This is a genomic window from Arthrobacter sp. NamB2, from assembly GCF_005281365.1.
Classification (GTDB): Bacteria; Actinomycetota; Actinomycetes; order Actinomycetales; family Micrococcaceae; genus Arthrobacter_D.
Map to the genome: position 1 here is coordinate 55,415 of NZ_SZWI01000009.1, position 22,069 is coordinate 77,483.

Here is a 22,069-nt window from a genome sequence, read left to right on the forward strand (position 1 = left end):
AGCTTCAGTAAGGACGTTCTCTCATGAAGGCAGTCGTTTTCAAAGCACCGTATGAACTATCCGTCGAAACCGTCGACGACCCCACAATCCAGGGCCCCTTGGATGCGATCATCCGGATCACGACGGCGAACATCTGCGGGTCCGATCTGCATCCCTATGAGGGACGTAGCGAGCTCGATGCCGGCATGGTGCTCGGGCACGAGAACATGGGCGTCGTGGAGGCCGTAGGCGCGGGAGTCGATCGGATCAGTGTCGGCGACCGCGTATCCGTCCCGTTCAACCTGGCCTGTGGTACCTGCCGGAACTGCAACAACGGATACACCTCCGCCTGCCTGCGGGCGAACCCGTCCGGGCAGCCCGGAGCCGGGTACGGGTACCCGATGATGGGCCCGTACTGGGGCGGTCAGGCCGAGCTGCTGCGTGTGCCCTGGGCCGACTTCAACCTCCTGAAACTCCCCGAAGGCACCGAGAACGAGAACGACTTCACGATGCTCTCGGACATCTTTCCCACCGGGTACCACGCAACCGAGATGGCGATGGTCACTCCGGGGAAGTCCGTGGCCGTGTTCGGGGCCGGACCGGTCGGACTCATGGCCGCACACAGCGCGTTCCTACGCGGAGCCTCCCAGGTGTTCGTCGTTGACAAGGAACCTGACCGTCTCGCCCTGGCCGAGCAAATCGGCGCGACCGCTATCAACTTCGCCGACACCGACCCAGCGGACGCGATCATGGACGGCACCGACGGATTCGGTGCGGATTGCGGTGTCGAAGCCGTCGGATTCCAGGCCCACGACCACCACGGCGAGGAACACCCCGAAATGGTCCTCGATAACCTCGTCAAAGTCGTCAGGGCCACCGGGCACATCGGTGTCGTCGGCGTCTACGTGCCTGAGGACCCGCAAGCCGCGAACGAGGACGCCCAGCAGGGACGAATTGGGTTCAACTACGGCGAAGCGTTCACCAAGGGCATCAGCATCGCCGGCGGGCAATGCCCGGTGAAAAAGTACAACCGGGAACTCCGCGACCTCATCATCCGCGGACGCGCAACACCGTCCTGGATCGTGTCCCACGAACTGTCACTCGATGGCGCCGTCGACGCCTACTCCCGGTTCGACAGGCGCGAAGACGGCTGGACCAAAGTCCTCCTCCACCCCTGACACATCCACCTGCACCTGCGCCTCATGAGAGGAAAGGACGACCATGAACAGCATTTTCTCGAACGGCGGTGACGCCTCTGACTCTGGTTCCGTTCCCGGCGGGGACGGATCGGCGGGCTGGGCCTTCTCCGACGAGGAGGCAGCCCGCGACGCGGGGTTGATCCCGCCGGATCCGTCTACCCATGCGGCAGCTGCCGGGTTCGACACGGACGAAATCGTGACCGGTTCCTCGGACGAGCCCGCCGATGATCCTGACGCCCCCTCGAAAAGGGGATACGGCGGCCCGGGTAGCGACGCGGGGCAGGGCGACAGGTCCACGGGCAGGGACGGCGAGGAGCAGATTGGGGCCGAGCGTCGGGACGAGGATCCGGAAGCAGTCGTCGAGGAGTCCGGGGATCAAGCGGTGGACATGGACCAGTACCCGGCTCAGCCCGATATCGGCCGGGCATCGGACGGCGCTGACACTACCGGGTACCAAAACGACGCCGACCCACCACGGGCGTAATGCTATGAAACCGCAGGTCGTCACACGGCCCCCACCAGCGCCACAAGCGCTGGTGGGGACCTCTGCGCGGGGGCTCTGTGGGTCTACAGGCCCCGGTGTGGTGTGACGGACGGTGCCTGAAGGAGGTCCGAGAGGGCCCGCTCAGCTGTCGTACAGACGTCAGCGCAGATCATGCAGTGCGGGTGGTCGTGTTTGCCGCATTCGATCGCGCAGGCGTTGCACGCTGTGCGGCAGGCGAGCAGAAGCTGCTTGAGGAGCATTACGTTCAGGAGTGTGCGGCGGGTGAGCGTGTCAGCAGTGACCCGGCACAGGTCTGCACAGTCTCGGTTGCGTCGAATGCACGCGACGAGGTGCGGAAGGTCGTCCTCGGCGAGGCAGGCATCGACGCAGCTGGTGCAGGTCTGCGCGCATTCGATCAGGGCGGTGATCGCGGCGAGCACGGAATGATTCTGCGCTGGAGTACCCTCCGTTCGGGGATGGGTGGTCATCATCTGCTGGATACGGCTCACAGGGTCGTCCTTTCCAGGACGTCGAGGATGTGTCAGGGCGTCGCCGGCCGTTGTCCCGGCCGCTGGCACCAAGCAGCCTGTATTCGTTGAGACAGGCCACTGAGGCTCGAGGCTTAGGGGCAGTCGGGAGGAGCTCCATGAGTCGAAGGGCTGTGGAGGTGATCCGTTGCGACACAGAGGATGATCAGGCCGGTGAGCGCCATCGGAAGCAGCTGTGTCAGGGCTCCGACAATCAGAAGTGACACCCCTCCGATGAGAAGGGTGATCAGGATCAGAATGCGGCTGACCCGTCGCGGCAGGAAAGCCGCCGAAGAGTGCTCCGGTGTCATGGTTCTCATGTCGGTGTGGGTGTAGGGAAGATCGCCGGCGAGGACCCGCTCGAGTTCCTCCCATGCCTGACGTTCGTGCTTGGACAAAGACATGAAGTTCGCTCCCTGATGGTGCCTGTACCGGAACCCACTTCACCGGACCTGCCAAGCAGATGCATCAACCAATCCGATGAACCAGGGTGTTGACTACGCCCGTACCTGTCAGTCCTGGCTCGAGCCTTAAACGCCGCCTCCGTATGAGGAGTGGCGTAATGGGTTCGGTGGCATTCACACGCAGAAGCGCCGCAGACCGTGGGGGATGTGCGGCGGACCATGTAGGTGCCACCGCCTGCTGCGGCGAGGACGAGGCCGCCGCCGAGGTGAGGGCAGCAGTGTTCGTGCCGGTTTCTTGGGTGACGCCGGTGTCGGCACCGCCTTCTGGCATGGCACCCATCTGGGTAGCGACGAGCGTCCCACATAGAGCCGGCGACGTCGCACCAGGAGGCAGATCGGGGTTCAGGTCGCTCGGCGAGTTGAAGACGTCCTCGGACACGCCAGCGGCGCGGGATCCAGGCCGTGAACGACGACGGCGGCGGTCTCGGATTCGAGGGACGCCTTGGTGGCGGCGTCGAAGGTGATCTCGCTTTGGACACTGTAGGTGCCACCCTGTCCGCCGGGCTCGAGGTTCAGGCCCTCGGTCGGGGTCGTGGCCCCGCTGGTGGTCACCGTGGTCTGGATGGCACTGTAGAGATCCGCGGCTTCGATGACACTCACAATGCCGTCACCGTTGGCGTCCTTGGCCGGCGTGGGGCACTGGCTCAGCGCTCCACCGTGGATGTGCTGGACGTGCGGGTACGGTCCCATTCATGAAGGTCTGGGCGAGACCGGAGACCTGCAGGTTGACCATCGCCTTGTCACCGGTGACGTCAACGGTGATCGCGCCGGCGCCCGTGGTGCCGTTGAGCTGGCCCAGGGACGCCAGCTCGCCGCCATCCTGCAATAGCTGCCGGCTTGGAGTGCAACTACCGCGATAGGTGGAGCCTCGCTCCGATCTGGCTGTCGCCGCTGATCTTCACGCCCACCATTTGGGTGCATGCCAGGAGCGATTGCAGTCTTCGGCGTGCGGGCTCGACCCGCTGTTCGCGCTGGGCCGCCGGGGGCACCAGTTACGTAACCCAGCAGAGGGCAGGCATGAACACAGTCGACTCCAGTCTCGGTTTTCCGGTCGCTTAGCCCAGGGGTGGCCACATCTGAAGCAGGCATTGTGACAACCGTTATCTGAGCAGGAGCTGTTGTCCCACCGTAAGTACCCGCGCTAGCGTTTCATCACATGATCCCCACCAAAGGACTGACGTTTGCCATGTACTGACGGGATAAGCGCTCCCGTTCGACGTATGACGATCAGCTTTCTCTGAACTCACGGTTCATGGAGGTCACCTGCACCGCCGACCGTAAGCATGTGAGGAAGGGACGAGCCATGGTTGATCGTATTGCTGAAGTGTGGGGTACCAGGACCCCGTACGCCCGGGATGAGCGGTGGCCGGTCCGGGTGGACCAGGTCCTGGCCGAGGGTGTGCAGGAGTCCGAGGTGGAGCGGTGGGTGCAGTCCGCGTGCGTACTGTGCAGCAATGGGTGCGGCATCGACATCGCGGTCAAGGGAGGCTCCATGGTCGGGGTCCGCGGCCGGGCGATGGACATCGTGAACCACGGCCGGCTGGGGCCGAAGGGGTTGTTCGCCAGCTGGCAGGGCGTGGACAACAAGGACCGCTTGACCCGGCCCCTGGTGCGGCAGGACGGGGTGCTGGTCGAGTCGGACTGGGAGACGGCCATGGGCCGGATCGTCTCGCGCAGTAGGACCCTGCTGGATGAAAAGGGGCCCTTGTCCCACGGGTTCTACACGAGCGGGCAGTTGTTCCTCGAGGAGTACTACGCCCAGGCGATTGTCGGTAAGGCCGGTATCGGTACCCCGCATATGGATGGCAATACCCGACTCTGCACGGCGACGGCCGCTACGGCCATGAAGGAATCCTTTGGTTCTGATGGCCAACCGGGCAGCTACGTAGACATCGACGAATGCGACGCGATGTTCCTGTTCGGTCACAATATGGCCGAAACCCAAACCGTGCTGTGGATGCGGGTCCTGGACCGGATCGCTGGCCCGGACAAACCGAGGATCGTATGCGTCGACCCGCGGGACACGGAGGTCGCCCGCCACGCGGAGGTGCACCTGCCGTTACGCCCGGGCACGAACTTGGCGCTGATGCACGGGCTGGTACGTGAGCTGTTCGTCAACGGGTGGATCGACCAGGACTACATCGACCGACACACCATGAACGTCGACGAATTGCGCTCCACCGTCGAACCGTGGACGCCCGAGGCCGTCGCGGACACGTGCGGCGTCGACGCGAACGATGTGCGCCGCGCGGCAGAGATCTTCGGGACCTCGGACCGGGTGCTGTCCACCGTCCTGCAGGGCTTCTACCAGTCCTCCCAGGCCACAGCGTCATCCTGCGCGGTGAACAACCTCCACCTGCTGCGCGGACTGCTGGGTAAGTCGGGGTGCGGGATCCTGCAGATGAACGGCCAACCCACCGCACAGAACAACCGCGAATGCGGAGCCGACGGGGACCTGTCCGGTTTCCGGAACTGGGAAAACCCCGAGCACGTCCAGGAACTCGCGGACCTATGGAACGTCGATCCGGCGATCATCCCGCACTGGGCGCCGCCGACCCATGCCATGCAGATCTTCCGGTATGTCGAACAGGGCTCCATCGAGTTCCTGTGGATCTCCGCCACCAACCCGGCGGTGTCCCTGCCCGAACTGTCCCGGGTCCGGGACATCCTCGGCACCGACAGTCTGTTCCTGGTGGTGCAGGACCTCTATCTGACCGAGACCGCGCAGTACGCCGACGTCGTCCTGCCCGCCGCGGCGTGGGGTGAGAAGACCGGCACGTTCACCAACGTCAACCGCACCGTGCACCTGTCCGAGAAAGCCGTCGACCCGCCGGGTGAGGCCCGCAGCGACCTGGACATTTTCCTGGATTACTCCCGGCGCATGGGCTTCACTCAGAAGGACGGGTCACCGTTGCTGGACTGGGATGATCCGGAGGATGCGTTCACGGCGTGGAAGGAATGCACGCGCGGACGCCCCTGTGACTACACCGGCCTCACCTACGACAAGCTCCGCGGCGGCAGCGGCGTGCCCTGGCCATGCAACGAGGACCACCCCAACGGCACGGTGCGCCTGTACCGCGACGGGGTGTTCGCAACCGACCCCCAGTACTGCGAAACCTACGGCCACGACCTGCTCACCGGGGCGACCGTCGGCCCGGAAACCTACAAGGCCATGAACCCGGCCGGGCGGGCGATCTTCAAAACCTCCCCCTATCACCCGGCCCATGAAACCCCGGATGAGGAGTACCCCTTCCGATACACGACAGGCCGGACGGTCTACCACTTCCATACCCGGACCAAGACGGCCAGGTCCCCGCAGCTCAATGACGCGGCCCCCGATGCGTGGGTGGAGATGTCCGTCAACGATGCCCAGTCCTACGGACTGGTCGAAGGGGACATTGTGCGGGTCGAATCGCGGCGCGGGCATGTCATTGCGTCGGTGCGGGTCAGCGGGATCCGGGATGGCAGTATCTTCGCCCCGTTCCACTACGGCTACTGGGACGAAGGCAAAAGCAAAGGCAAGAACGGAGGCAAGAACGAAGACGGCGCACCGAACACACGGCACCGGGCCGCGAACGAACTCACCATCACCGAATGGGACCCCGTCTCGAAACAGCCCGTGCTGAAGAACGCTGCCGTGAAGGTCGAGAAGGTCGCCGACGGGGTTGGTCAGTCCCTGGCGCCTACCACGACTGCCTCCCGCCCCGCCGGACGGGCAGGGCGACGGAAACATGTGCTGCCCACAGTCGGTGGGCCGGCAGCCCAAGCCACGGAGGTTATCGCTCCGGTGGATCCGCCGATGGTGGCAACGGAGGAGGAACACTCATGAAGCTTCCCGTCTACCTGGGCTTGTTGGACAAGTCCGAGGGAACCCTCGCCGAGTCTTTCCGGCAGGTGTCTGAAGGTCACGGCCATGAACCCGACGTCTACTTCCTGTGTCAGGCCCTCGCAGCGCAATGCGATGAACACCAGAAAGCCCTCGCGCCGATCATCGAGCGGTACGGCGAGGTCGACGAGGATGATGAACCAGAACGCCTCCACGCCGATGGCCTGTCCGAGACACGGTCAGGACCGGTCGGGCTCCTGCGGGACCTGCAGGACCTGTATCTCCTGGCGAGCTTGGTCGACATCACCTGGACCATGGTCAAGCAAGCCGGCCAAGGGCTCAGGGACACCGAACTCCTCGGTGTCGTCTCCGACTGTGACGGCCAGACCAGCACCCAACTCAAATGGCTGCAAACCCGCATGAAACAGGCAGCCCCCCAGGCACTGATCGTCGCCGAGTAAACCTCACAGACCCCAAGGTGCTGGCCGCGACCGCATCTCTGCGACCTGCTCCAGCACGACATGTCACGGGTCATGCAGCCCACAGCGGCCGTCAGCAACCGTCGCACCGCTGTCGGTCTGGTGATTCATCCTCGTCGCGCTAGCCAAGTGCACGGCCGTCTCCGGGTATGGACCTATGGCCGATTGAAGTCTTGAGCGCTGGATAGGACAACAATGGAAAAGCTACCACTTCACTCTCGCCTCGCAGGATCCAGAAATCGTCTGGGCGCCGGCCTGTATGCAGCTGTCTTGTCCCTGGTTGTCCTGGCGGCAAGCGGAGCTATCGGGCTTGCCCTCCACGCTCCCTGGTTGTTTCCCAGTCTTCGGCCTACGGTGATGCTGTTCTTCGAATCGCCACAGGAAAAGTCCTCCCGACCATCCAACGCCCTCATCGGTCACGGGGTCGGACTCCTGGCCGGCGCGGCATGCCTTTACGGCTTCGGTCTGCAGGACGACCCATCAGTTCCTGCCGGCGGCCTGACCACGGCACACCTCATGGCAGGAGCCCTGTCGGTCGCCCTGACCACCTTTGTGCTGACGTCGGTGAAAGAACCACACCCACCGGCTGGGGCGACAACGCTCATTGTCAGCCTCGGAATACTGACCGGCCCCACACAGCTGCTGTCCATGGCGGGGGCCATTATCTTCATCACGATCCTGGGATGGGGACTGAACGTGCTCCTCGGAACCAAACCATCCACCAGCCAGGGACACGACTAGCTGGAGGGACACGGGCAGCCCGCACCACGCGGTCTGCGTCCTTCCCGCAGGACTACCGGTTCCTTTATTCCCGATGCTCCTGATGTTCCCCGGGGCTGCAGGCTGAGTGCTCAGATGCTTCGGTGCGTGCGAACAGCTGATTCGAGGGCTTTGAGCCTCGGTGCGAGTAAGGCGTCCACGGCCAGAGGATCAGTCTTGTTCAGGTCCTGCATCTTCCGCCGAGTCGCGGCTGCCGTGTTGATCTCATGGTCGCCCGCCCTCAGCCCGGCAACAGTTTCGGCGACTACCTCAGCTACTGGGCGTCGGCCGAATCCGAGGTCGTCCCCAGCAGTGGAGCTGGTCATCATGTCCGTGTCCGTGGCACCGGGAAAGGCGGTGGCCACATGGATACCGGTCCCGTGGAGTTCGCGCCTGAGTGCTTCGCCGAAGTGGGCGATACCGGATTTTGTTGCCGCGTACACCGTGTAGAACGGCAACCCGGTGAGGGCTATGCCACTGGAGATCGCCAGGAGGATGCTTCCATGCTTGACCGCGGCGCCCTTCAGCGACGGCAACAGGGCCCGGGTGAGCAGGATTGGTGCAGTGAGGTTCAGGTTGATCATTGCCAGCACGTCATCTTCCGGCAAGTCCTCCAAACGGCCTGCCCGCACGTTCCCGGCGTTGTTGACCAGCAGGTCGACCGGGCCCCGGCGTCGCGCCGCTCCGGTGACCCTGTCAACGGCACCAGGGTCGGTGATGTCGACGGGAAATACTTCTGCCTGCCCACCGACTGAGCGGACCATGTCCGCTGTTTCCTCCAGCGGTTCCGCCCGCCGGCCCACCAGCAGCAGGTTCCCGTTGTGGCGTCCGAACTCGACGGCGAGGGCGCGGCCGATACCAGTGCCGGCCCCCGTGATGACACCGGTCCTGTTCGCGATGTCCATTGGTTGTCCTTTACCGGTGCTGTGGAAGGTGGGTGAGGAGGACCTCCGGGCGGGGCGAAGCTGTCTAATTCCTGCACATCCCGGAGGTCCTCGTGTCTGACGTTATCCCGGCCGGTTATTGCCGCGGGGGTTTATTTGGCAAGGAAGGCGATGAGGGCTTCATTCCACTCATCCGGGTGGCTCACGTTGCATCCGTGGGGTGCTCCCTGAATGACGTGCAGGTCACTACCGAGCAAGGCTGCGTGGGTGCGCTGTCCTGAGCCTTCAAACGGCACGGTTGCGTCGCCATCTCCGTGCAGGATGAGGGAGGGAACGGTGACTTTGAGCAGGTCATCACGGAAGTCCGTCGACCCAAAGGCTTCCATGCATGCCAGGGCCGCTTTCTTGTCGGCCTGCTTGCACAGGGCCAGTGCTTCCTGACGCTGGTTCTCGGTGACCTTCAGCTCGCCATTGACGGAGAAGAATTCCCTGGTGAATCCGTCATAGAACGAGTCCTCGTCCTCGGTGAGGTCAGCGGTCATGCCGGCAGCCGCTTCCTTGGTAAGCGGGCCATCCGGGTTGTCCTGGGTCTGCATCATGTAGGGCGGGACCGCGGAGGCGAAGACGACGCTGCGCAGTCGCTCCTCACCGTACTTGCTGAAGTATCGGGCCACTTCTCCCCCACCCATGGAGAACCCGACCAGGGTGACGTCGGTCAGGTCGAGTTGCTCGAGGAGGGCGTGGAGGTCCTCGGTGAGCGTGTCGTAGGTGTACCCCTTCGCGGGCTTGTCGCTGCGCCCGAACCCTCTCCGGTCGTAGGTGATGACCCGGTAGCCGGCAGCTTCCAGGGCAGGGATCTGGGCTTTGAATGCTTCACCGGAGAGCGGCCACCCATGAATCAGGACCACCGGTCGGCCCGTTCCTCCTGTGTCGTCGACGTGCAGGTCGGTGTTTTTGAACAGCCCGTGGTGGGCGGTGACTTCCGTCATGTGCTGACCTCCAAAGTATCGGGAACATGGGCACATCCAAGGCGGCGGAGTGCCGCAGCGGATTGCACCACCAACCCTAGCGATTCGTAAGCAAGCTGTCTTTCGGATGGGTAACGCCTTGACCCAGGGTGGCCAGGTGCGCTGGCAACGACCCCGACGGGTCGAAAAACGCTCACTGCACTGCCGGGTGACCTGTGGACTCCACCGACTCCACCGACTCCATGAGCGCAGGGTGACAGGAACGTGTAGGGATCGCCGGGTCATTCATACCGGTGAAGCCCCGGCCGAACCGCTAGGCGTTTCTACTCGGAGGCTCCGCGACCGAGGGAGCTCAAGAGTTCGTTGCACGCGGCTTCACAGCGGCGGCACGCTTCAGCGCAGACGCGGCAGTGATCGTGCATCCCGGCGTGCTGTTCGCATTCATCCGCGCAGGCCTTACAAACAGCTGCGCAGGCTTCCAGGACGGCTTTGGTGACATCGGCGTCGTAACCGGTGTGACGGGAAAGGACGTTACCGGTGGTAGCGCAGACGTCGGCGCAGTCCAGGTTGGTGCGGATGCATTCAGTCAGTTCAGCAACCATGTCCTCACTCAGGCAGGCATCCGCGCAGGCGGTACACGTCTGTGCGCATTCGAAGCATGCAGCGATACACTCGGCCAGTTTCGATCGGTCGATGCCGCCGAGGTCCTTTGGGTACGTCTCGAGCATGGAGGTGATGTGTGTCATTGTTTCTGCTCCTGATCCATAGACGAAGCGGGAGCGGGCACGCCACCCGCCCCACTAATTCACAGTAGCCTTACTGTTCCGGCGCCGGTCACCCGACTTCAAGACGGTCTCGGTGGCAACCCCGAGGGCAAGGTGTGCGACGAGGCCGCGAAGGTGCGCCTGCCACGGGTACCTGGTTGGCCCTGAGGCGATACCCAGCGCGGGGGCGATCGTTTCGTCGAGCAGGATGAACAAGGCGACACCGTACAGCGCCCCGTTTCCTGTCCGCAGGGCTGGCACCGATTTTCGTGCTGCTGCGTACAGCGCCCCGGGCAGGATCCCGAACGCGTAGTGCACGGCGATTCCGGTGGCGTTCGGTTCATCCGGCGCGTCCCTGCCCGCAAGCTTGGCCGCTTTCGCGACAGCTGCATGGGCGACGTCCCTACCGCCTGGGCGTGCCTGATGCTCGCGTCGGAGAGCGCCACTGTTTTCGTGGTTGTACATGTACCAGCCAATGCGGTCCATTACCCACACACCGACGGCACCGGCGACAGCACCGAACACTACGTCCCCGGCACGGGCCCGCGCAGATGGCGCGGTGGAGGTGCCGGGAGCCGAGGTAAATGCAACGGTGGCAGGATCCGGGAGTCCGCCATTTTCGTCTCGACTATCGCCAGAAGGTTCCTGCTCAGCTTGCATCACTCTAGGCTCCCTGTTCTTCAGTCGATATCACGTTCTGCGACAATCGCTCTGGGCACCAGCATTATTGAGCTGAAGACCCTTGCAATCACAGATGAGCATCTGGTCGCGCCCTCTGCTAAACGATCGACCGGATGCCTTAACAGTGAATTCGACAAGCACAGGGCGCGGCGAGCCTCCACGGACAGCAGAATGCTCTTGACCTGAACAGTTCCCGGCCGGTTTACTGACGATCACCACGAGACCCGAACCTGCCAAGACCACTTCCATGACGGGCCAGCGGGGCGGGGCCGGTGATGAGGAAGCTGATCTGAGGGAACTCACCGACACCGGTCCAAAGGCAGGAAGAGTGCGTCACGGGCCCACCCGGCAGGAAAATGGAGGATCGTGACCATACCGTCAGTCAACTTCCTAAAGCCACGCACAGTGCAAGGACGGGCACAGCACCCTAGCTCTCCCACCAGGCAAAGTCTTCACGCTTCATGAGCAGACATTCGGTGCGTATCAGCCCCAGCCCTTATTAGACGGGTTCATTGCTGCCGATGCTCAAGTACCGGTACACCGTCGCCCGGCTGACCCCGATGATTTTCCCGATATCCGCTGGGGCAAGACCCTGCGCCTTCAAGTCCCTCGCGCGTCTGACCTTGGCGTGCTCAGCGGTGACCTCCCGGCGCCCGGCCTTTCTCCCGTGCCCGGCCGCCGCAGCCATGCCGGCCCTGGTCCGCTCAGCAAGCTGATCACGCTCAAGCTGGGCAAAAGCGGACATCACGGTAAGCATCGCCCTTCCCATGGGCCCTGTGGTGCTGATGCCCTCAGTGACACTTCGGAAATGCACTCCCCTCTGCTCCAGGTCATCGATCAGGGCCAGCAGGTTTCGGGTGTTGCGACCCAACCGGTCCAACTTCCACACCACCACCTCATCGCCCTTCCGAAGGTGGTCAAGCAGCTTCTCGAGCTCCGGCCGACTGGCCGTCGTCCCACTCACACCGTGGTCGGTGAAGATCCGGTCGCAGCCCGCGGCTTTCAACCCTGCGTGCTGCAGCTCAGCGTTCTGCTCCAGAGTGCTGACCCTGGCATACCCGATACTTCCCATCCCCGCGCTCCTTACACTCATCAAAGGCATATTTCTACTTTGATGAGAATAGCTGACGTGAGACACATTGCTGAGACAAACCGGCTGCTCACTATTTCGCGCCGATGCTGAGAACGTATCGATCGGTTGGGACCTCAGCGCTCCGTCCGGTCAAAGGATCCTCTGAAGAGACAACCAGCTAACGGCAGGAGGCCGCTTCTCGTGTACGTACACGGCACCTTTCCGTACATCTTCACCGTCCCGGTCAAACGCCCCTTCGCCGGTTTGACGACGCTAACCGCAGAAGGGTTTGTTGGAAGGGACGGAAAACTACCGGCTTGCGGGCAGCGCCAGCGCCAGACAGCGAGCAATACCGTCCGCACATGTCACACGCCAGGCTGTCCGACTGACCACCATAGGCGGCAGCCTCTGCTATAGATGTGCCTAGCACAGGCCGACTCGAGCTCGGATGATGAGTCTGGGCCTAGGTTCGAGGCAAGGTTGACTTAGGCTGATCGTCACAGTCATACAAGTACATCGTCACTTCTGGGAAGAAGAGAGAAATGGATATCCTCAGCGTTCTAAGCAGAGGTCACGCCACGGTGGTCAGCCATCACGACAGCAATGAGCTCCGGCAGGATGCCCTCGCCTTTATTGAGGCATATAAGTGCCGCAACGGGACCTCAGTTTTTCCGGCGAGTTCGCACGCCGAACGCGTACTTGGGGCGGCAATGATGCTTTGCCCCTCAGTACGAGGTGGGTGTGAAGGCGAAACAGTCATCCTCGACGTCAGCTATGCAAGTGGAACGCTGATTGCTCGAGCCGTCGACAGCATACGAGCAAGTGGGAACAGCAGCCCCCTTCACGCGATAGTCCTGCAAAGTCTTGTACCCGACGAAGACATCTCGAAACCGTACGACGTTCTCACCTTCGTGGTTGCTAGTGACAAGACTGCGTTGCGCTCAAGCTGGCAGCATGGCGAGAGCCGCGAGAGCCGCGTCTTGCTTCCGAGCTGACATAGAACTCGCTAGGGCGGTTAGGTCGTCTTTCTTCATGCCACATTCCCTGGCGAAAGACTGCGGATCTCCGGTTTTGACCGGTGCTTGGCTATGTTCGCGTAGGACAAAAAGTACAGCGCCTTCGGCGTGCGCACGAGAAAACAGCGCCTTCGACCTGCGGGCAACCGGCGCCGGTGCAGCCACCCGAATAGCAGATGCTTGAAACTCAATGCCGGGTAGCTTGGCGAGGAGTAAGCGAGCGAGATCGACGGCTTGTTCAGAAGGTTCGCCTACTGAGGCCTGGATCTCAAAGTCCGAGACAAACTCAGGGGCTTCCCTCGATCCCTTGAGCACGACACCCGACAATCTAGGTCGGCCGGCGGACGGACTTATGGTGATCCCTAATACAGGCATGCCTGACAGTAACCTAGGCATATGGTCGACACGCAAAACTTCCCACCGGGCACCACAGTCAACGGCCGGTACACGTTGCTGCGTCGACTTGGGCGAGACGGGTCAGTATATGAGGTTCATGACCGACATTTGGCCAAAGACGCAGCACTGAAATTCCTTGGCGTTGAAGGTGCTGACGTGGATTCGTGGGCAGAAGCGCGTCTACTTGAGCGATTACGGAGCAGATTCACTCTCGAGGTGATTAACGCTGATGTCGTCACTGAAGCGGATCTCCGGTTCATCGTGACTCCGCTTCACTCGGGTGGTGATTGTGAATCGAATGCGGCGAACCTCGGGTTCAGTACTTCTACGGCAGTGAGGTACGCGCAACAGGTTTCCGCAGGTGTTTCCCGCATCCACGCCGCAGGTATGGTGCATCGAGACATCAAACCCGCGAATGTGCTGATAGATGAGGATTGCGCGAGGGTCTCTGACCTTGAGTTCTGCGAGGTCCTAGGTCGCGATGGAAAAGCACGACCGAACGGAAGCTACTGTACGGTCGCACCTGAGGTTCTAATCGACCCCGGGTACTGCTCACTAGCCTCAGACGTCTACTCGCTGGGCGCCACTGCTTTCTACTTCTTCTCCGGCGTTTATCCCGTAGACACGAGCACCCCAAAGAACGCACAGAGGGAATTCATAATCGCGGGGAAGCCCCGACGACTTCGAGATTTCGCTCCTTTCGTCCCCATGTCAGTCGAGCTTGTTGTTCGGAAGGCACTCAGCTCCGACCCTGGTGCAAGACACCCCTCAGCCGACGCCTTCGCAAACGCGCTGGTTCGCTCCATAAGTACGCATCGTTGTTGGAAACGCGTTCAACCACACGCGGACCACTCCTACTGCATAGAGGGTGAGGCACGCCCGGGTAAGAATGGAGTCTCCGTGTGCTGCGTCAGAAGCGGGGAGCGAACGACTGTGATGGCTCGCCATTTGGGTAAAAATCGAAGAATCTCGGGGATCTCCGATCAGACGGTGCGAAGCGATGCGGCAGTCTCGGCCCTGCAGCGGATGGTGAAGGCCTTGTCCTAACCTCGCCGTCGTCATCGCGAGCGTTGGACTAACCCCACGCAACACCTCCCCCACCGCTACACGCTTCGCCTGAACAACGCATGGTGAAGGGTTCTCCTTCAAGACGGTGAGGGATCCTTCACTGAGTAGTAAGAACAGACGCAATCGCGACACCACTAGAACGCGGCAAAATCCCCTGATACTCCAACGGTCGTTTAAGAGCTGCGCTATCCAGCTAGCTTAGAAGTGATGGTGTAGATCCATCGCTCTGCTCCTGAGAGGCAGGATCAAGGCATTGAAACCGTTTGAGAACCGACCGGTGGTTGCTTGGCTCGGAGAAGCGCCGGGACACGAAGATAAAGCCCCTATCCTCGTGCGCCGCGAAGGCAACAGAATTTTTATACGAGAGAAGGACCCCAACGAACCCACTCCTCCTCGCATTCCTGTCTACGAAGACGACGAGGTGGTCCCGATGCTGGCCCTGTCACACACAGGAGTGAACACATCTGACGAGGTAGGTGATACTTCCGGTCTCATCGTTGCCCTCCGCATTGTTCCCACCCGACATGAACCTGGCATGGTCTACGCGCGCACCCTTCGCAGGGATGAAGAAGATGATGGGCGACGAGTGCATGTAGCACCGGGCGAGCAAGTGACGCTTGAGAACATCACCGTCGAGCTCGAGTACTTTGACGATCTACAGGAGCCGACGGCATCTGGGTACGTCCCTCTCACCCCCTCGTTGTGGTCATGGCTTTCCATCGCCGAGAAAGACGACGCAAAGTTCCGGTACCTGCTTGCTGCGTCCCGACGTCTCGACCAGGCAAATGAACTTCTCATCGCTGTGGAACAACATCGCGAGAAGGTGAACGAGCTGGGAGACTTTGGGCCAGCCTTTAGACCGCACTTGTTCGCTCTCATCGGTGCAGTGGAGACAGCGGTTGTCACTCTTAGTCGGGCCGTTGATATGGCCACTCAAGTTGCTGCCAGATTTGGGACAGTGGCAGACCTGCCTGCGTCTGTTTCAGAGTTGAGATCGAGTGTCGTTGAGATTCGTAACGCTTATGAGCACATCGAGGACCGTGCTTTCGGTACGGTTCGGGGCCGGCCGAACGATTCCGCGCTGACCATCTTCAATCATCAGACTCTGCTTAGCGAAAATGCCATCGTCTACGGCGAGCACAGACTAAGCCTAGATGTGGATCTTCCTCGGCTTCTCGCAGATACTCGCGCCTACCTGAAAATGGTCGCGGGCGGCGAACGCACTCCTGAGGCCGGATCCAGCTAAACAAACCTACTGATCTACTGCCCGCGTAAGTTCAGGACCGTTGTTGCGGACTGATCCGACTTCTTTTTCAACGATCCGTGGCACAAGGTTGGGTTCGGGGATGGTGTCGATGAAGTGTTGCACCTGGTCCCGTTCGGTCATGGTCGGGTCCAGCCACTGATCCTGCAGGTCCCCTGGGATGATGACCGGCGTCCGGTCGTGGATGCGGCCTAGCGCGTCGTGCGCGGCTCGGGTGAGGATCGTCGCGGTTACCAGCCACTTATCCTCAGCATCCTCAGGCTTGGTGGGGTCGGGCCAAGCGAGCTATCTCGAGGCGGCGCACCAGCTCTCCCTCGCGCAGCTGCTCGGACACGAACGGGATCCCCTGCATCGGGGCGACATTCCATGATGGCTTCAGCTCGTCCTGGAATGTCTCGTCGACGCTGAACGCGTCCCGGATGGCGGCCTTGTTCCCGGCAATGACGAAGCGTCCACACATGCCCGTCATTCTGCCCTAGCTCTCGGACCGACACAGGATTGCTGGCCTCGGCGGTGCGCCTCCTGCCCCCAGGTGCACGGCACAAGCTCCCCCACGCTCCGCTGCTTGTCCCGCACACAGGGGGACAGCAGGAACCAAGGGCCCACCTGCACACAACCACCACGTCACCGACACGGAAAAGGTCACCTCGAGCGAGCGGTGGCCGTGCACAGCCTCCACGGGTGCGGGCTGGGGCTAGAGCAGGAGCAACGGTCAGGGTCTGATTGTCGGCGCTGCCTCGTACTGTCTGGGGGTGGGCCAGAACAAGCGGTACGGGGCCTTTTACGGGAAGCGGATGGACGAGCGGATCGAGGAGTTCGTCATGCGGGAGGAACTGATCATGCTGACTGCGGCCGAACTCGACGTCGAGAACTGCCGGCCCACTGACTTCCCGGAGCCACGCAGGGTGTATGCGTGGGTGCGCTACCCCTCGAAGGCGATCCGGGTCCAGGCGCATGCGATCGCGTACACCCGCACAGCAGTGAAGATCCGGTTCCTCGAACCCCTGATCAAAATTTAGCGGGAAGGCTGGGTGTGGCTCAATGCCGTAACGCCAGCTAATTCCGGCGCGAAGGATGAAACCTAGACAGAGAGCGGATGACTTTCAACCTCTCCCGCGAAGCTGATACTCCGAACCCCCTCCCTTCGGAGCTGTCGTGCTCCTGTACCGGGGTGATTTGTGCGTATCTGGTGAGTGAGAGAGCGGCACCCGCGTCCTGGGTGGGGTGACCCTTGTCCGGGTGCCGCTTTCACACCCCTGGGACAGAGGCCCGGGACAGCACGCTGGTGCTGGGGTGAAAGGTGGTGAGCATGGCGCGGTCCCGGTGTGAAGGGTTGGTTCCCTCCACACCGGGACCGCTTGTTCCTGCTCAGATCAGGTACCTCTGGTGAGGCGCCTGTGCCGTGGGACTACGCCTGGCCGCGCTTGCGCTTGGCTACTGCGATCGACGCTGCACCGAGACCGATAACAGCCAGGGCGCCGAGCGCCAGCTGCAGACCCTGGAAACCGGTGGTTGCCAGTTTCCCGGGGACGGTCGCGACCGGCTGTGCCGGGACGACCGGCGCAACAGGGGTGACAGGCCGTTCCGGCGTGCCGGGTACCTCGGGCACGACCGGCGGTACGACGGCCGGGTCCTCAGCAGTCACGATCGCGGTCGACGGGCTCGAGACGAGGTTCCCGCCACCGGGGATCGTCGACGAACCGGTCGCGGTGTTCGTGATTGAGCCGGCGGTGACGTCGGCCTGCGTGGTCACGTAGGTGGCCGTGCAGGTGACTGACGTGCCCGGTGCCAATGAAGCAGCACCTTCTGGGCAGGTCACTGCGGAGAGTTCGCCGGTTCCGGTGAACTCGCCCTCGACGACGGTGACGTCGGTGAGGGTGACGTTGCCGGTGTTGGTGACCAGGAACGAGTAGGTCACGTTCTGACCGGCAGCGGTGATCGTCTCAGCGGAGGCGGTCTTCACGATGCTGAGCTCCGGATCGGCCGGGATCGTCACGGTGACACCGTCAGGGTCCGAGCTGATCGGAACGTTGGTTCCCGGCGGGGTGCCGGTCGCCGTGGCTTCGTTCTCGATCACACCTGCGTCGACATCGGCCTGAGTGGTCGTGTAGGTCGCGGTGCAGGTCACGAACGCGCCCGGTGCCAATGAAGCAGCACCTTCAGGGCAGGTGACCTCGGAGAGTTCACCGGTTCCGGTGAATTCGCCCTCGACCACGGCGACGTCCTCGATCGTGACGTTGCCGGTGTTGGTGACCATGAACGAGTAGGTCACGTCCTGACCGGCAGCGGTGATCGCCTCATCCGAGGCGGTCTTCACGATGCTGAGTTCCGGTGTCCGGGCCCCGGGAACGGTGACCTCGTTGGAGGTTACCGGCGGCAGCTCGGTCCCGGGCGGCGGCGTGCCGGTACCGGTGGCCGTGTTCGAGATTCGACCGGCGTCCACGTCGGCCTGGACGACCGTGTAGGTCGCCGTGCACGTTACGAATGCTCCCGGAGCCAATGAAGCAGCACCCTCGGTGGGACAGGTGACCTCGGAGAGCTCACCTGCACCTGAGAACTCTCCGTCGACGACGGTGACGTCGCTGAGGGTGACGTTGCCGGTGTTCGTGGCGACGAAGGAGTAGGTGACCTCCTGGCCGACCCGGATGTTCTCGACGGCGGCCGCGTCAGCGGACTTCGTCACCGTCAGAGCCGGAGCCCGGTCGACGCCCACAGTGGAGCTATCGGGAACCGACTCGATCGGGTCATTGCTGCCCGGCGGGGTGCCGGTCGCGGTGGCTTCGTTCTCGATCACACCGGCGTCCACGTCGGCCTGGGTGGTCGTGTAGGTCGCCGTGCAGGTCACCGAAGCAGCCGGCGCCAGTGAAGCAGCACCCTCGGGGCAGGTGACCTCGGAGAGTTCACCGGAACCGGAGAACTCGCCCTCAACCACAGCGACATCGCTCAACGTGACGTTGCCCGTGTTGGTGACCAGGAACGAGTACGTGATGTCCTGACCAGCCGCGGTGACCGTCTCAGCCGAGGCGCTCTTCACGATGCTCAGCTCAGGATCGGCCTCGTTCGGCACGATGACCTTGTTGGAGGGCACCGACGGCTCGTTGGGGAAGCCGGGCGGCGGGGTGCCGGTACCGGTTGCCTCGTTGGAGATCGACCCGCGGTCCACGTCGGCCTGCGTGACGGTGTACGTCGCCGTGCAGGTCACCGTGGCGTCCGGGGCCACGGTCGTCGTCGGGCAGGTCGCAACCGGGGCCGTGCCCGTGCCGGTGAACTCTGTCTCGTCGATGCGGATGTCGGTCAGGGGAACATCGCCTGTGTTGGTGAAAGCGAACGAGTAGGTGATGACCTGCCCGGCTTCGATGTTCTCCTGGGCAGCTGCGTCCGCGCTCTTGACCAGTTCCGCCCCGACAGGAACCGCCGCGTTGGTGACCTCACACGTGAAGTCGGCAGCGGCCGGGATCGTGACCGACCAGGGCCCCGTGCCCGTGGCGGGGACCGTGGCACCAGTTGCGGTGTTGAGGCACTCGATACCCGTGGTGTAGGCGTTGATGGCGCTGGCAGAACCAGCAGCCATCGTGTCCGTGATCGTGTACGTCGCACCCTGGGACACCGGCTGGTTCACCGTGCTCGCCGTGGTGGCCGTGCCCGTCGTCGTCGCCTCGGCGAGAACCGTGCCGGCAGCGTCCTGCAAGCCGACCGTGAACTGGTCAGCAGGCGCCTGACGGCCCTCAACAGTCTTCTCGACCGTCAACGTCGGAATCGCAGCCAACGCACACCGTGCACCATCGTTGGAACTTGCGGCAGGTCCCTGGGACAGGAAAATCGTGTCGCCCGTGGTCACATCGATCCGGTAGATCTCGCCGGTGTTGTTGTGGGAGGCATACAGGTAACCGGCGGCGTCCACGTAGACAGCACCTGCAACCATGCCGGTGAGCTGAGTTCCGTCCGGCAGTATCAGGGGAGACACCACCGATGAAGTACCTGTAGCGGGGTCGAAACGGACCAGGTTGTTGGGGCCTGTTGCTCCGTCGTAGCTGACGCTGTAGAAGGCACCGTTGGTGAAGCCCCAGTCAGCGCCCATGTTGGGTACCGCAGCGTTCCGCGGACCGGAACCCACGACGGTCCCATACGTCGGCGAACCGGGTACCAGGTCGATCTCGTAGTAGGGGGATGTCGAGGACACCGAACTGGTGACCCAGTAATGCCCCGCAGCATCGAAATCACCGATGTTCTGGCTTGTCGCGGGCATGCCCGCCGGCACCCCGAGGTCGACGTGCGTGCCATCCGCGTGGATCCGGATGAGATGGCCGGTGTTTCCGATGCCGTAGAAGTAGTTGTCGAGAGTGTTGTAGCCGTTGGCGTTGGTCTGGACGGCTACTCGAGCAACCGTCTCGTACTCGCCGGAGACGAGATCGACCCGCTGCAGCAGGTTGTTGCCGGCAGAAGGCGTCTGGAAGAGGTAACCTCCGGCGTCGCAGGCGAAGGGGCTGGGCGCGGAGAATTCGACCGTCGATTCCCCCGGGTCGTTGAGGCCCGTGGAGGTGATGTTGTCCGGTCCGTTCGTGTAGGAGCCGGGTGCGTCAGCCACCACGTTCACAGTGACCGTGCAGGAGGCCTGGCCGGCGTTGAGGTTGCCGGTGACTCCGATGGACGTCGCTCCGGCCGGAGCAGTAACCACTCCGGCGGGGCAGGTCGTGGCCGCGGCTCCGTCGCCGACGCTCAGTCCGGCGGGCAGTGCATCCGTGAAGGACCAGCCGTTCTTTGCGCCAAGTTCGCTGGTGTTGGTTACCGTGAGGTTCAGGGTAGAGACCTCCCCATACAGGAGCTCTGCGGGGGTAAACGACTTGTCGAGCTGCGGGGTGACATCCAGGATCTGAATGTTGTCGATCGTGTGGTCGTTGCCGTTGCCGTTGGGCTGCTGGTTCAGCATGCGGACTCCGACAGAGGCACCGGAATACAGGAGCGCACCGTTGCTTGAGTAGGTGCCGACCGTGACCGTACTGGCTCCTGCAAGACCCTGCGCCGGGACAGCAACCGTCTTCGGTGAGGCACAACCGTCGATGACGCTGCCGACATTGGTCGCGGCGCCCTGGTCGTTGATCAGCTGGAACTGGAGCAACGGGTGCGCCAGCTGGCAGTTCACAGCAGCGACGTCGGTGGAGAAGGAGAGGAAGCGGCTGCCCGCGGCGAGCGGGATGTTCGTGGCGGTCTGGAATTCTGTCAGTCCGGCCGGTACCCCGACAGCGGAGAACGCGGTGTCGGCGTTGTTGCTGACCGACTGGGCGAGGGTCTGACCGCGGTGGAGGCCAATTCCCCGAGCCAGCTGCTGGGACTGGTTCCACCAGATTCGCGCGTTGGTCACGGGGTCCGGGTTGTTCGTCTGACAGTCAGCGACGGGACCTGGCGCATTGACGTCCTGTTCGGCTGCTGCAATCCAACCGCTGCAGAAGCGGAGCCATGCAGGATCAGCGGTGTAACGCTGGCCGGTGGCACCGACATAGTCGGTCAAGCGCTGCACCGGAGCGATGCCAGGCACGTTCTCGAAGTCTTCGGCGTAGATAACTGTCGGCGCCGATGGGGTACCCGGTGTTCCTGGAGCGGCCTGGGCCGGCGCGGCGGCCGGACCGAGAGCTGACGTGCCAGCGAAGGAGAAGGCCAGCAGCGCGGTCACCGCGCTCATGCTCGCCAGCGTTGTCCTCACGCTTCTACGTGAAGCCCGACCCTTCGTTGAGTCGGGACGTGTACTGCCTTTAGTCATGTGAGACCCCCTGATAGGACGCATCAGGGCGCATAGGCGCGACCCCGATGTTTGTGGGGGATGCGCCATTATCAACTTGGGCATGCTTATGAAACGAGACCGTGCTTGTGAAACGAGACCCAATCATGCTTGCGAAAACGTGATCCCCAGCACCCTCACTGTCGCGGTTCGATCTCAACTCGTCAAGTCGTTACCTAGCGGAATAATCGAAAGTCCCCCAAGTTATCCGGATGGTCATCGAACAGTCGAATGGAAGGAACAGTGCTGCGTACTTCCCGTCGACTTGATGACCGAATCGCTTCGCAGCTCCTGATGGCAGAGTCGGCCAAGACCTGCTCGTCGATTCGATGACGAACTGCGCCTTTACACATCTCCATGAAGAAAGGCTCGTGGTCAGCCGACTTCTGGCTGGGAGTTGATTGACAGTTTGTGTGGCACTCGTAAGCTGAGTCTCACTGGGGGTAGCCATCTGGCATCCGGTCTT

20 protein-coding genes are annotated in these 22,069 nt (G+C 62.6%); 9 read left to right on the top strand and 11 right to left on the bottom strand.

Annotated elements, in window-relative coordinates; genetic code table 11:
* The first annotated feature begins 23 nt into the window (after nucleotides 1-23).
* Both FDK12_RS14390 and FDK12_RS14395 read left to right on the top strand, forming a co-directional pair.
* On the top strand, nucleotides 24-1,157 hold the full coding sequence (locus tag FDK12_RS14390; protein ID WP_137370189.1) for a glutathione-independent formaldehyde dehydrogenase: 1,134 nt from the start codon (nucleotides 24-26) through the stop codon (nucleotides 1,155-1,157).
* A 43-nt stretch (nucleotides 1,158-1,200) separates the two neighbouring features.
* On the top strand, nucleotides 1,201-1,662 hold the full coding sequence (locus tag FDK12_RS14395) for a hypothetical protein (protein ID WP_137370190.1): 462 nt from the start codon (nucleotides 1,201-1,203) through the stop codon (nucleotides 1,660-1,662).
* Between the two features lie 83 nt (nucleotides 1,663-1,745).
* Here the strand turns inward: FDK12_RS14395 and FDK12_RS14400 are convergent, their stop codons facing one another.
* The 3 genes from FDK12_RS14400 to FDK12_RS15115 form a co-directional block, all read right to left on the bottom strand.
* Nucleotides 1,746-2,171 carry a four-helix bundle copper-binding protein gene (locus FDK12_RS14400; RefSeq protein WP_223263309.1) on the bottom strand — a complete coding sequence of 142 codons (426 nt, stop codon included), beginning with the start codon at nucleotides 2,169-2,171 and terminating at the stop codon, nucleotides 1,746-1,748.
* Nucleotides 2,172-2,284: 113 nt separating this feature from the next.
* Nucleotides 2,285-2,593, bottom strand: coding sequence for a DUF3040 domain-containing protein (locus FDK12_RS14405; protein ID WP_137370191.1), 309 nt, complete (start codon nucleotides 2,591-2,593; stop codon nucleotides 2,285-2,287).
* Nucleotides 2,594-2,995: 402 nt separating this feature from the next.
* Entirely contained in the window at nucleotides 2,996-3,343 is a 348-nt protein-coding gene (locus FDK12_RS15115; RefSeq protein ID WP_189636360.1) for a hypothetical protein, read from the bottom strand.
* Nucleotides 3,344-3,956: 613 nt separating this feature from the next.
* Between FDK12_RS15115 and FDK12_RS14415 the strand changes: the two genes are divergently transcribed.
* From FDK12_RS14415 to FDK12_RS14425, 3 genes are all read left to right on the top strand, one after another.
* Complete coding sequence (locus FDK12_RS14415; RefSeq protein ID WP_137370192.1) at nucleotides 3,957-6,482, top strand: molybdopterin oxidoreductase family protein; 2,526 nt, start codon at nucleotides 3,957-3,959, stop codon at nucleotides 6,480-6,482.
* Nucleotides 6,479-6,940 carry a hypothetical protein gene (locus FDK12_RS14420; RefSeq protein WP_137370193.1) on the top strand — a complete coding sequence of 154 codons (462 nt, stop codon included), beginning with the start codon at nucleotides 6,479-6,481 and terminating at the stop codon, nucleotides 6,938-6,940. The genes FDK12_RS14415 and FDK12_RS14420 overlap by 4 nt, the downstream gene beginning before the upstream one ends.
* Nucleotides 6,941-7,153: 213 nt before the next feature.
* Entirely contained in the window at nucleotides 7,154-7,699 is a 546-nt protein-coding gene (locus FDK12_RS14425; protein ID WP_137370194.1) for an HPP family protein, read from the top strand.
* Between the two features lie 110 nt (nucleotides 7,700-7,809).
* Here FDK12_RS14425 and FDK12_RS14430 read toward each other — a convergent pair whose 3' ends face one another.
* The 5 genes from FDK12_RS14430 to FDK12_RS14450 form a co-directional block, all read right to left on the bottom strand.
* Nucleotides 7,810-8,622: an SDR family NAD(P)-dependent oxidoreductase gene (locus FDK12_RS14430; RefSeq protein WP_137370195.1), complete on the bottom strand. Its 813-nt coding sequence runs from the start codon at nucleotides 8,620-8,622 to the stop codon at nucleotides 7,810-7,812.
* Nucleotides 8,623-8,753: 131 nt separating this feature from the next.
* A complete protein-coding gene (locus FDK12_RS14435; RefSeq protein WP_137370196.1) occupies nucleotides 8,754-9,590 on the bottom strand; it encodes an alpha/beta fold hydrolase in 837 nt (278 codons plus the stop codon).
* A gap of 302 nt (nucleotides 9,591-9,892) precedes the next feature.
* A complete protein-coding gene (locus FDK12_RS14440) occupies nucleotides 9,893-10,315 on the bottom strand; it encodes a four-helix bundle copper-binding protein (protein WP_137370197.1) in 423 nt (140 codons plus the stop codon).
* Nucleotides 10,316-10,369: 54 nt separating this feature from the next.
* Nucleotides 10,370-10,819: a DUF1440 domain-containing protein gene (locus tag FDK12_RS14445; RefSeq protein ID WP_189636361.1), complete on the bottom strand. Its 450-nt coding sequence runs from the start codon at nucleotides 10,817-10,819 to the stop codon at nucleotides 10,370-10,372.
* A gap of 694 nt (nucleotides 10,820-11,513) precedes the next feature.
* Nucleotides 11,514-12,086, bottom strand: coding sequence for a recombinase family protein (locus tag FDK12_RS14450; protein WP_137370199.1), 573 nt, complete (start codon nucleotides 12,084-12,086; stop codon nucleotides 11,514-11,516).
* Between the two features lie 542 nt (nucleotides 12,087-12,628).
* Between FDK12_RS14450 and FDK12_RS14455 the strand changes: the two genes are divergently transcribed.
* The 3 genes from FDK12_RS14455 (at nucleotide 12,629) to FDK12_RS14465 (ending at nucleotide 15,812) form a co-directional block, all read left to right on the top strand.
* Complete coding sequence (locus FDK12_RS14455; protein ID WP_137370200.1) at nucleotides 12,629-13,081, top strand: hypothetical protein; 453 nt, start codon at nucleotides 12,629-12,631, stop codon at nucleotides 13,079-13,081.
* 417 nt (nucleotides 13,082-13,498) lie between these two features.
* Nucleotides 13,499-14,545 (top strand): serine/threonine-protein kinase, encoded by a 1,047-nt coding sequence (locus FDK12_RS15500; RefSeq protein ID WP_137370201.1) that lies wholly within the window; start codon nucleotides 13,499-13,501, stop codon nucleotides 14,543-14,545.
* A 274-nt stretch (nucleotides 14,546-14,819) separates the two neighbouring features.
* Complete coding sequence (locus FDK12_RS14465) at nucleotides 14,820-15,812, top strand: light-mediated development protein DET1 (RefSeq protein ID WP_137370202.1); 993 nt, start codon at nucleotides 14,820-14,822, stop codon at nucleotides 15,810-15,812.
* A gap of 6 nt (nucleotides 15,813-15,818) precedes the next feature.
* On the opposite strand, the gene FDK12_RS15295 is transcribed toward FDK12_RS14465, so the two are convergent.
* Both FDK12_RS15295 and FDK12_RS15300 read right to left on the bottom strand, forming a co-directional pair.
* Nucleotides 15,819-16,067 (bottom strand): SOS response-associated peptidase family protein, encoded by a 249-nt coding sequence (locus tag FDK12_RS15295; RefSeq protein WP_223263313.1) that lies wholly within the window; start codon nucleotides 16,065-16,067, stop codon nucleotides 15,819-15,821.
* 19 nt (nucleotides 16,068-16,086) lie between these two features.
* Nucleotides 16,087-16,290, bottom strand: a complete 204-nt coding sequence (locus FDK12_RS15300) for an SOS response-associated peptidase family protein (RefSeq protein ID WP_223263310.1) — start codon at nucleotides 16,288-16,290, stop codon at nucleotides 16,087-16,089.
* Nucleotides 16,291-16,582: 292 nt separating this feature from the next.
* Here FDK12_RS15300 and FDK12_RS14475 point away from each other — a divergent pair, with 292 nt between their 5' ends.
* Nucleotides 16,583-16,849 (top strand): hypothetical protein, encoded by a 267-nt coding sequence (locus tag FDK12_RS14475; RefSeq protein WP_137370203.1) that lies wholly within the window; start codon nucleotides 16,583-16,585, stop codon nucleotides 16,847-16,849.
* A 389-nt stretch (nucleotides 16,850-17,238) separates the two neighbouring features.
* On the opposite strand, the gene FDK12_RS15385 is transcribed toward FDK12_RS14475, so the two are convergent.
* Entirely contained in the window at nucleotides 17,239-21,507 is a 4,269-nt protein-coding gene (locus tag FDK12_RS15385) for a DUF6923 family protein (protein WP_189636362.1), read from the bottom strand.
* Nucleotides 21,508-22,069 lie beyond the last annotated feature (562 nt).

Bases quoted from the DNA above. Each gene is read 5' to 3' on its own strand.
- FDK12_RS14390 (WP_137370189.1), top strand. From the start codon at position 24: ATGAAGGCAGTCGTTTTCAAAGCACCGTATGAACTATCCGTCGAAACC.
- FDK12_RS14395 (WP_137370190.1), top strand. From the start codon at position 1,201: ATGAACAGCATTTTCTCGAACGGCGGTGACGCCTCTGACTCTGGTTCC.
- FDK12_RS14405 (WP_137370191.1), bottom strand. From the start codon at position 2,593: ATGTCTTTGTCCAAGCACGAACGTCAGGCATGGGAGGAACTCGAGCGG.
- FDK12_RS15115 (WP_189636360.1), bottom strand. From the start codon at position 3,343: ATGGGACCGTACCCGCACGTCCAGCACATCCACGGTGGAGCGCTGAGC.
- FDK12_RS14415 (WP_137370192.1), top strand. From the start codon at position 3,957: ATGGTTGATCGTATTGCTGAAGTGTGGGGTACCAGGACCCCGTACGCC.
- FDK12_RS14420 (WP_137370193.1), top strand. From the start codon at position 6,479: ATGAAGCTTCCCGTCTACCTGGGCTTGTTGGACAAGTCCGAGGGAACC.
- FDK12_RS14425 (WP_137370194.1), top strand. From the start codon at position 7,154: ATGGAAAAGCTACCACTTCACTCTCGCCTCGCAGGATCCAGAAATCGT.
- FDK12_RS14430 (WP_137370195.1), bottom strand. From the start codon at position 8,622: ATGGACATCGCGAACAGGACCGGTGTCATCACGGGGGCCGGCACTGGT.
- FDK12_RS14435 (WP_137370196.1), bottom strand. From the start codon at position 9,590: ATGACGGAAGTCACCGCCCACCACGGGCTGTTCAAAAACACCGACCTG.
- FDK12_RS14440 (WP_137370197.1), bottom strand. From the start codon at position 10,315: ATGACACACATCACCTCCATGCTCGAGACGTACCCAAAGGACCTCGGC.
- FDK12_RS14445 (WP_189636361.1), bottom strand. From the start codon at position 10,819: ATGGACCGCATTGGCTGGTACATGTACAACCACGAAAACAGTGGCGCT.
- FDK12_RS14450 (WP_137370199.1), bottom strand. From the start codon at position 12,086: ATGGGAAGTATCGGGTATGCCAGGGTCAGCACTCTGGAGCAGAACGCT.
- FDK12_RS14455 (WP_137370200.1), top strand. From the start codon at position 12,629: ATGGATATCCTCAGCGTTCTAAGCAGAGGTCACGCCACGGTGGTCAGC.
- FDK12_RS15500 (WP_137370201.1), top strand. From the start codon at position 13,499: ATGGTCGACACGCAAAACTTCCCACCGGGCACCACAGTCAACGGCCGG.
- FDK12_RS15300 (WP_223263310.1), bottom strand. From the start codon at position 16,290: ATGTGTGGACGCTTCGTCATTGCCGGGAACAAGGCCGCCATCCGGGAC.
- FDK12_RS15385 (WP_189636362.1), bottom strand. From the start codon at position 21,507: ATGAGCGCGGTGACCGCGCTGCTGGCCTTCTCCTTCGCTGGCACGTCA.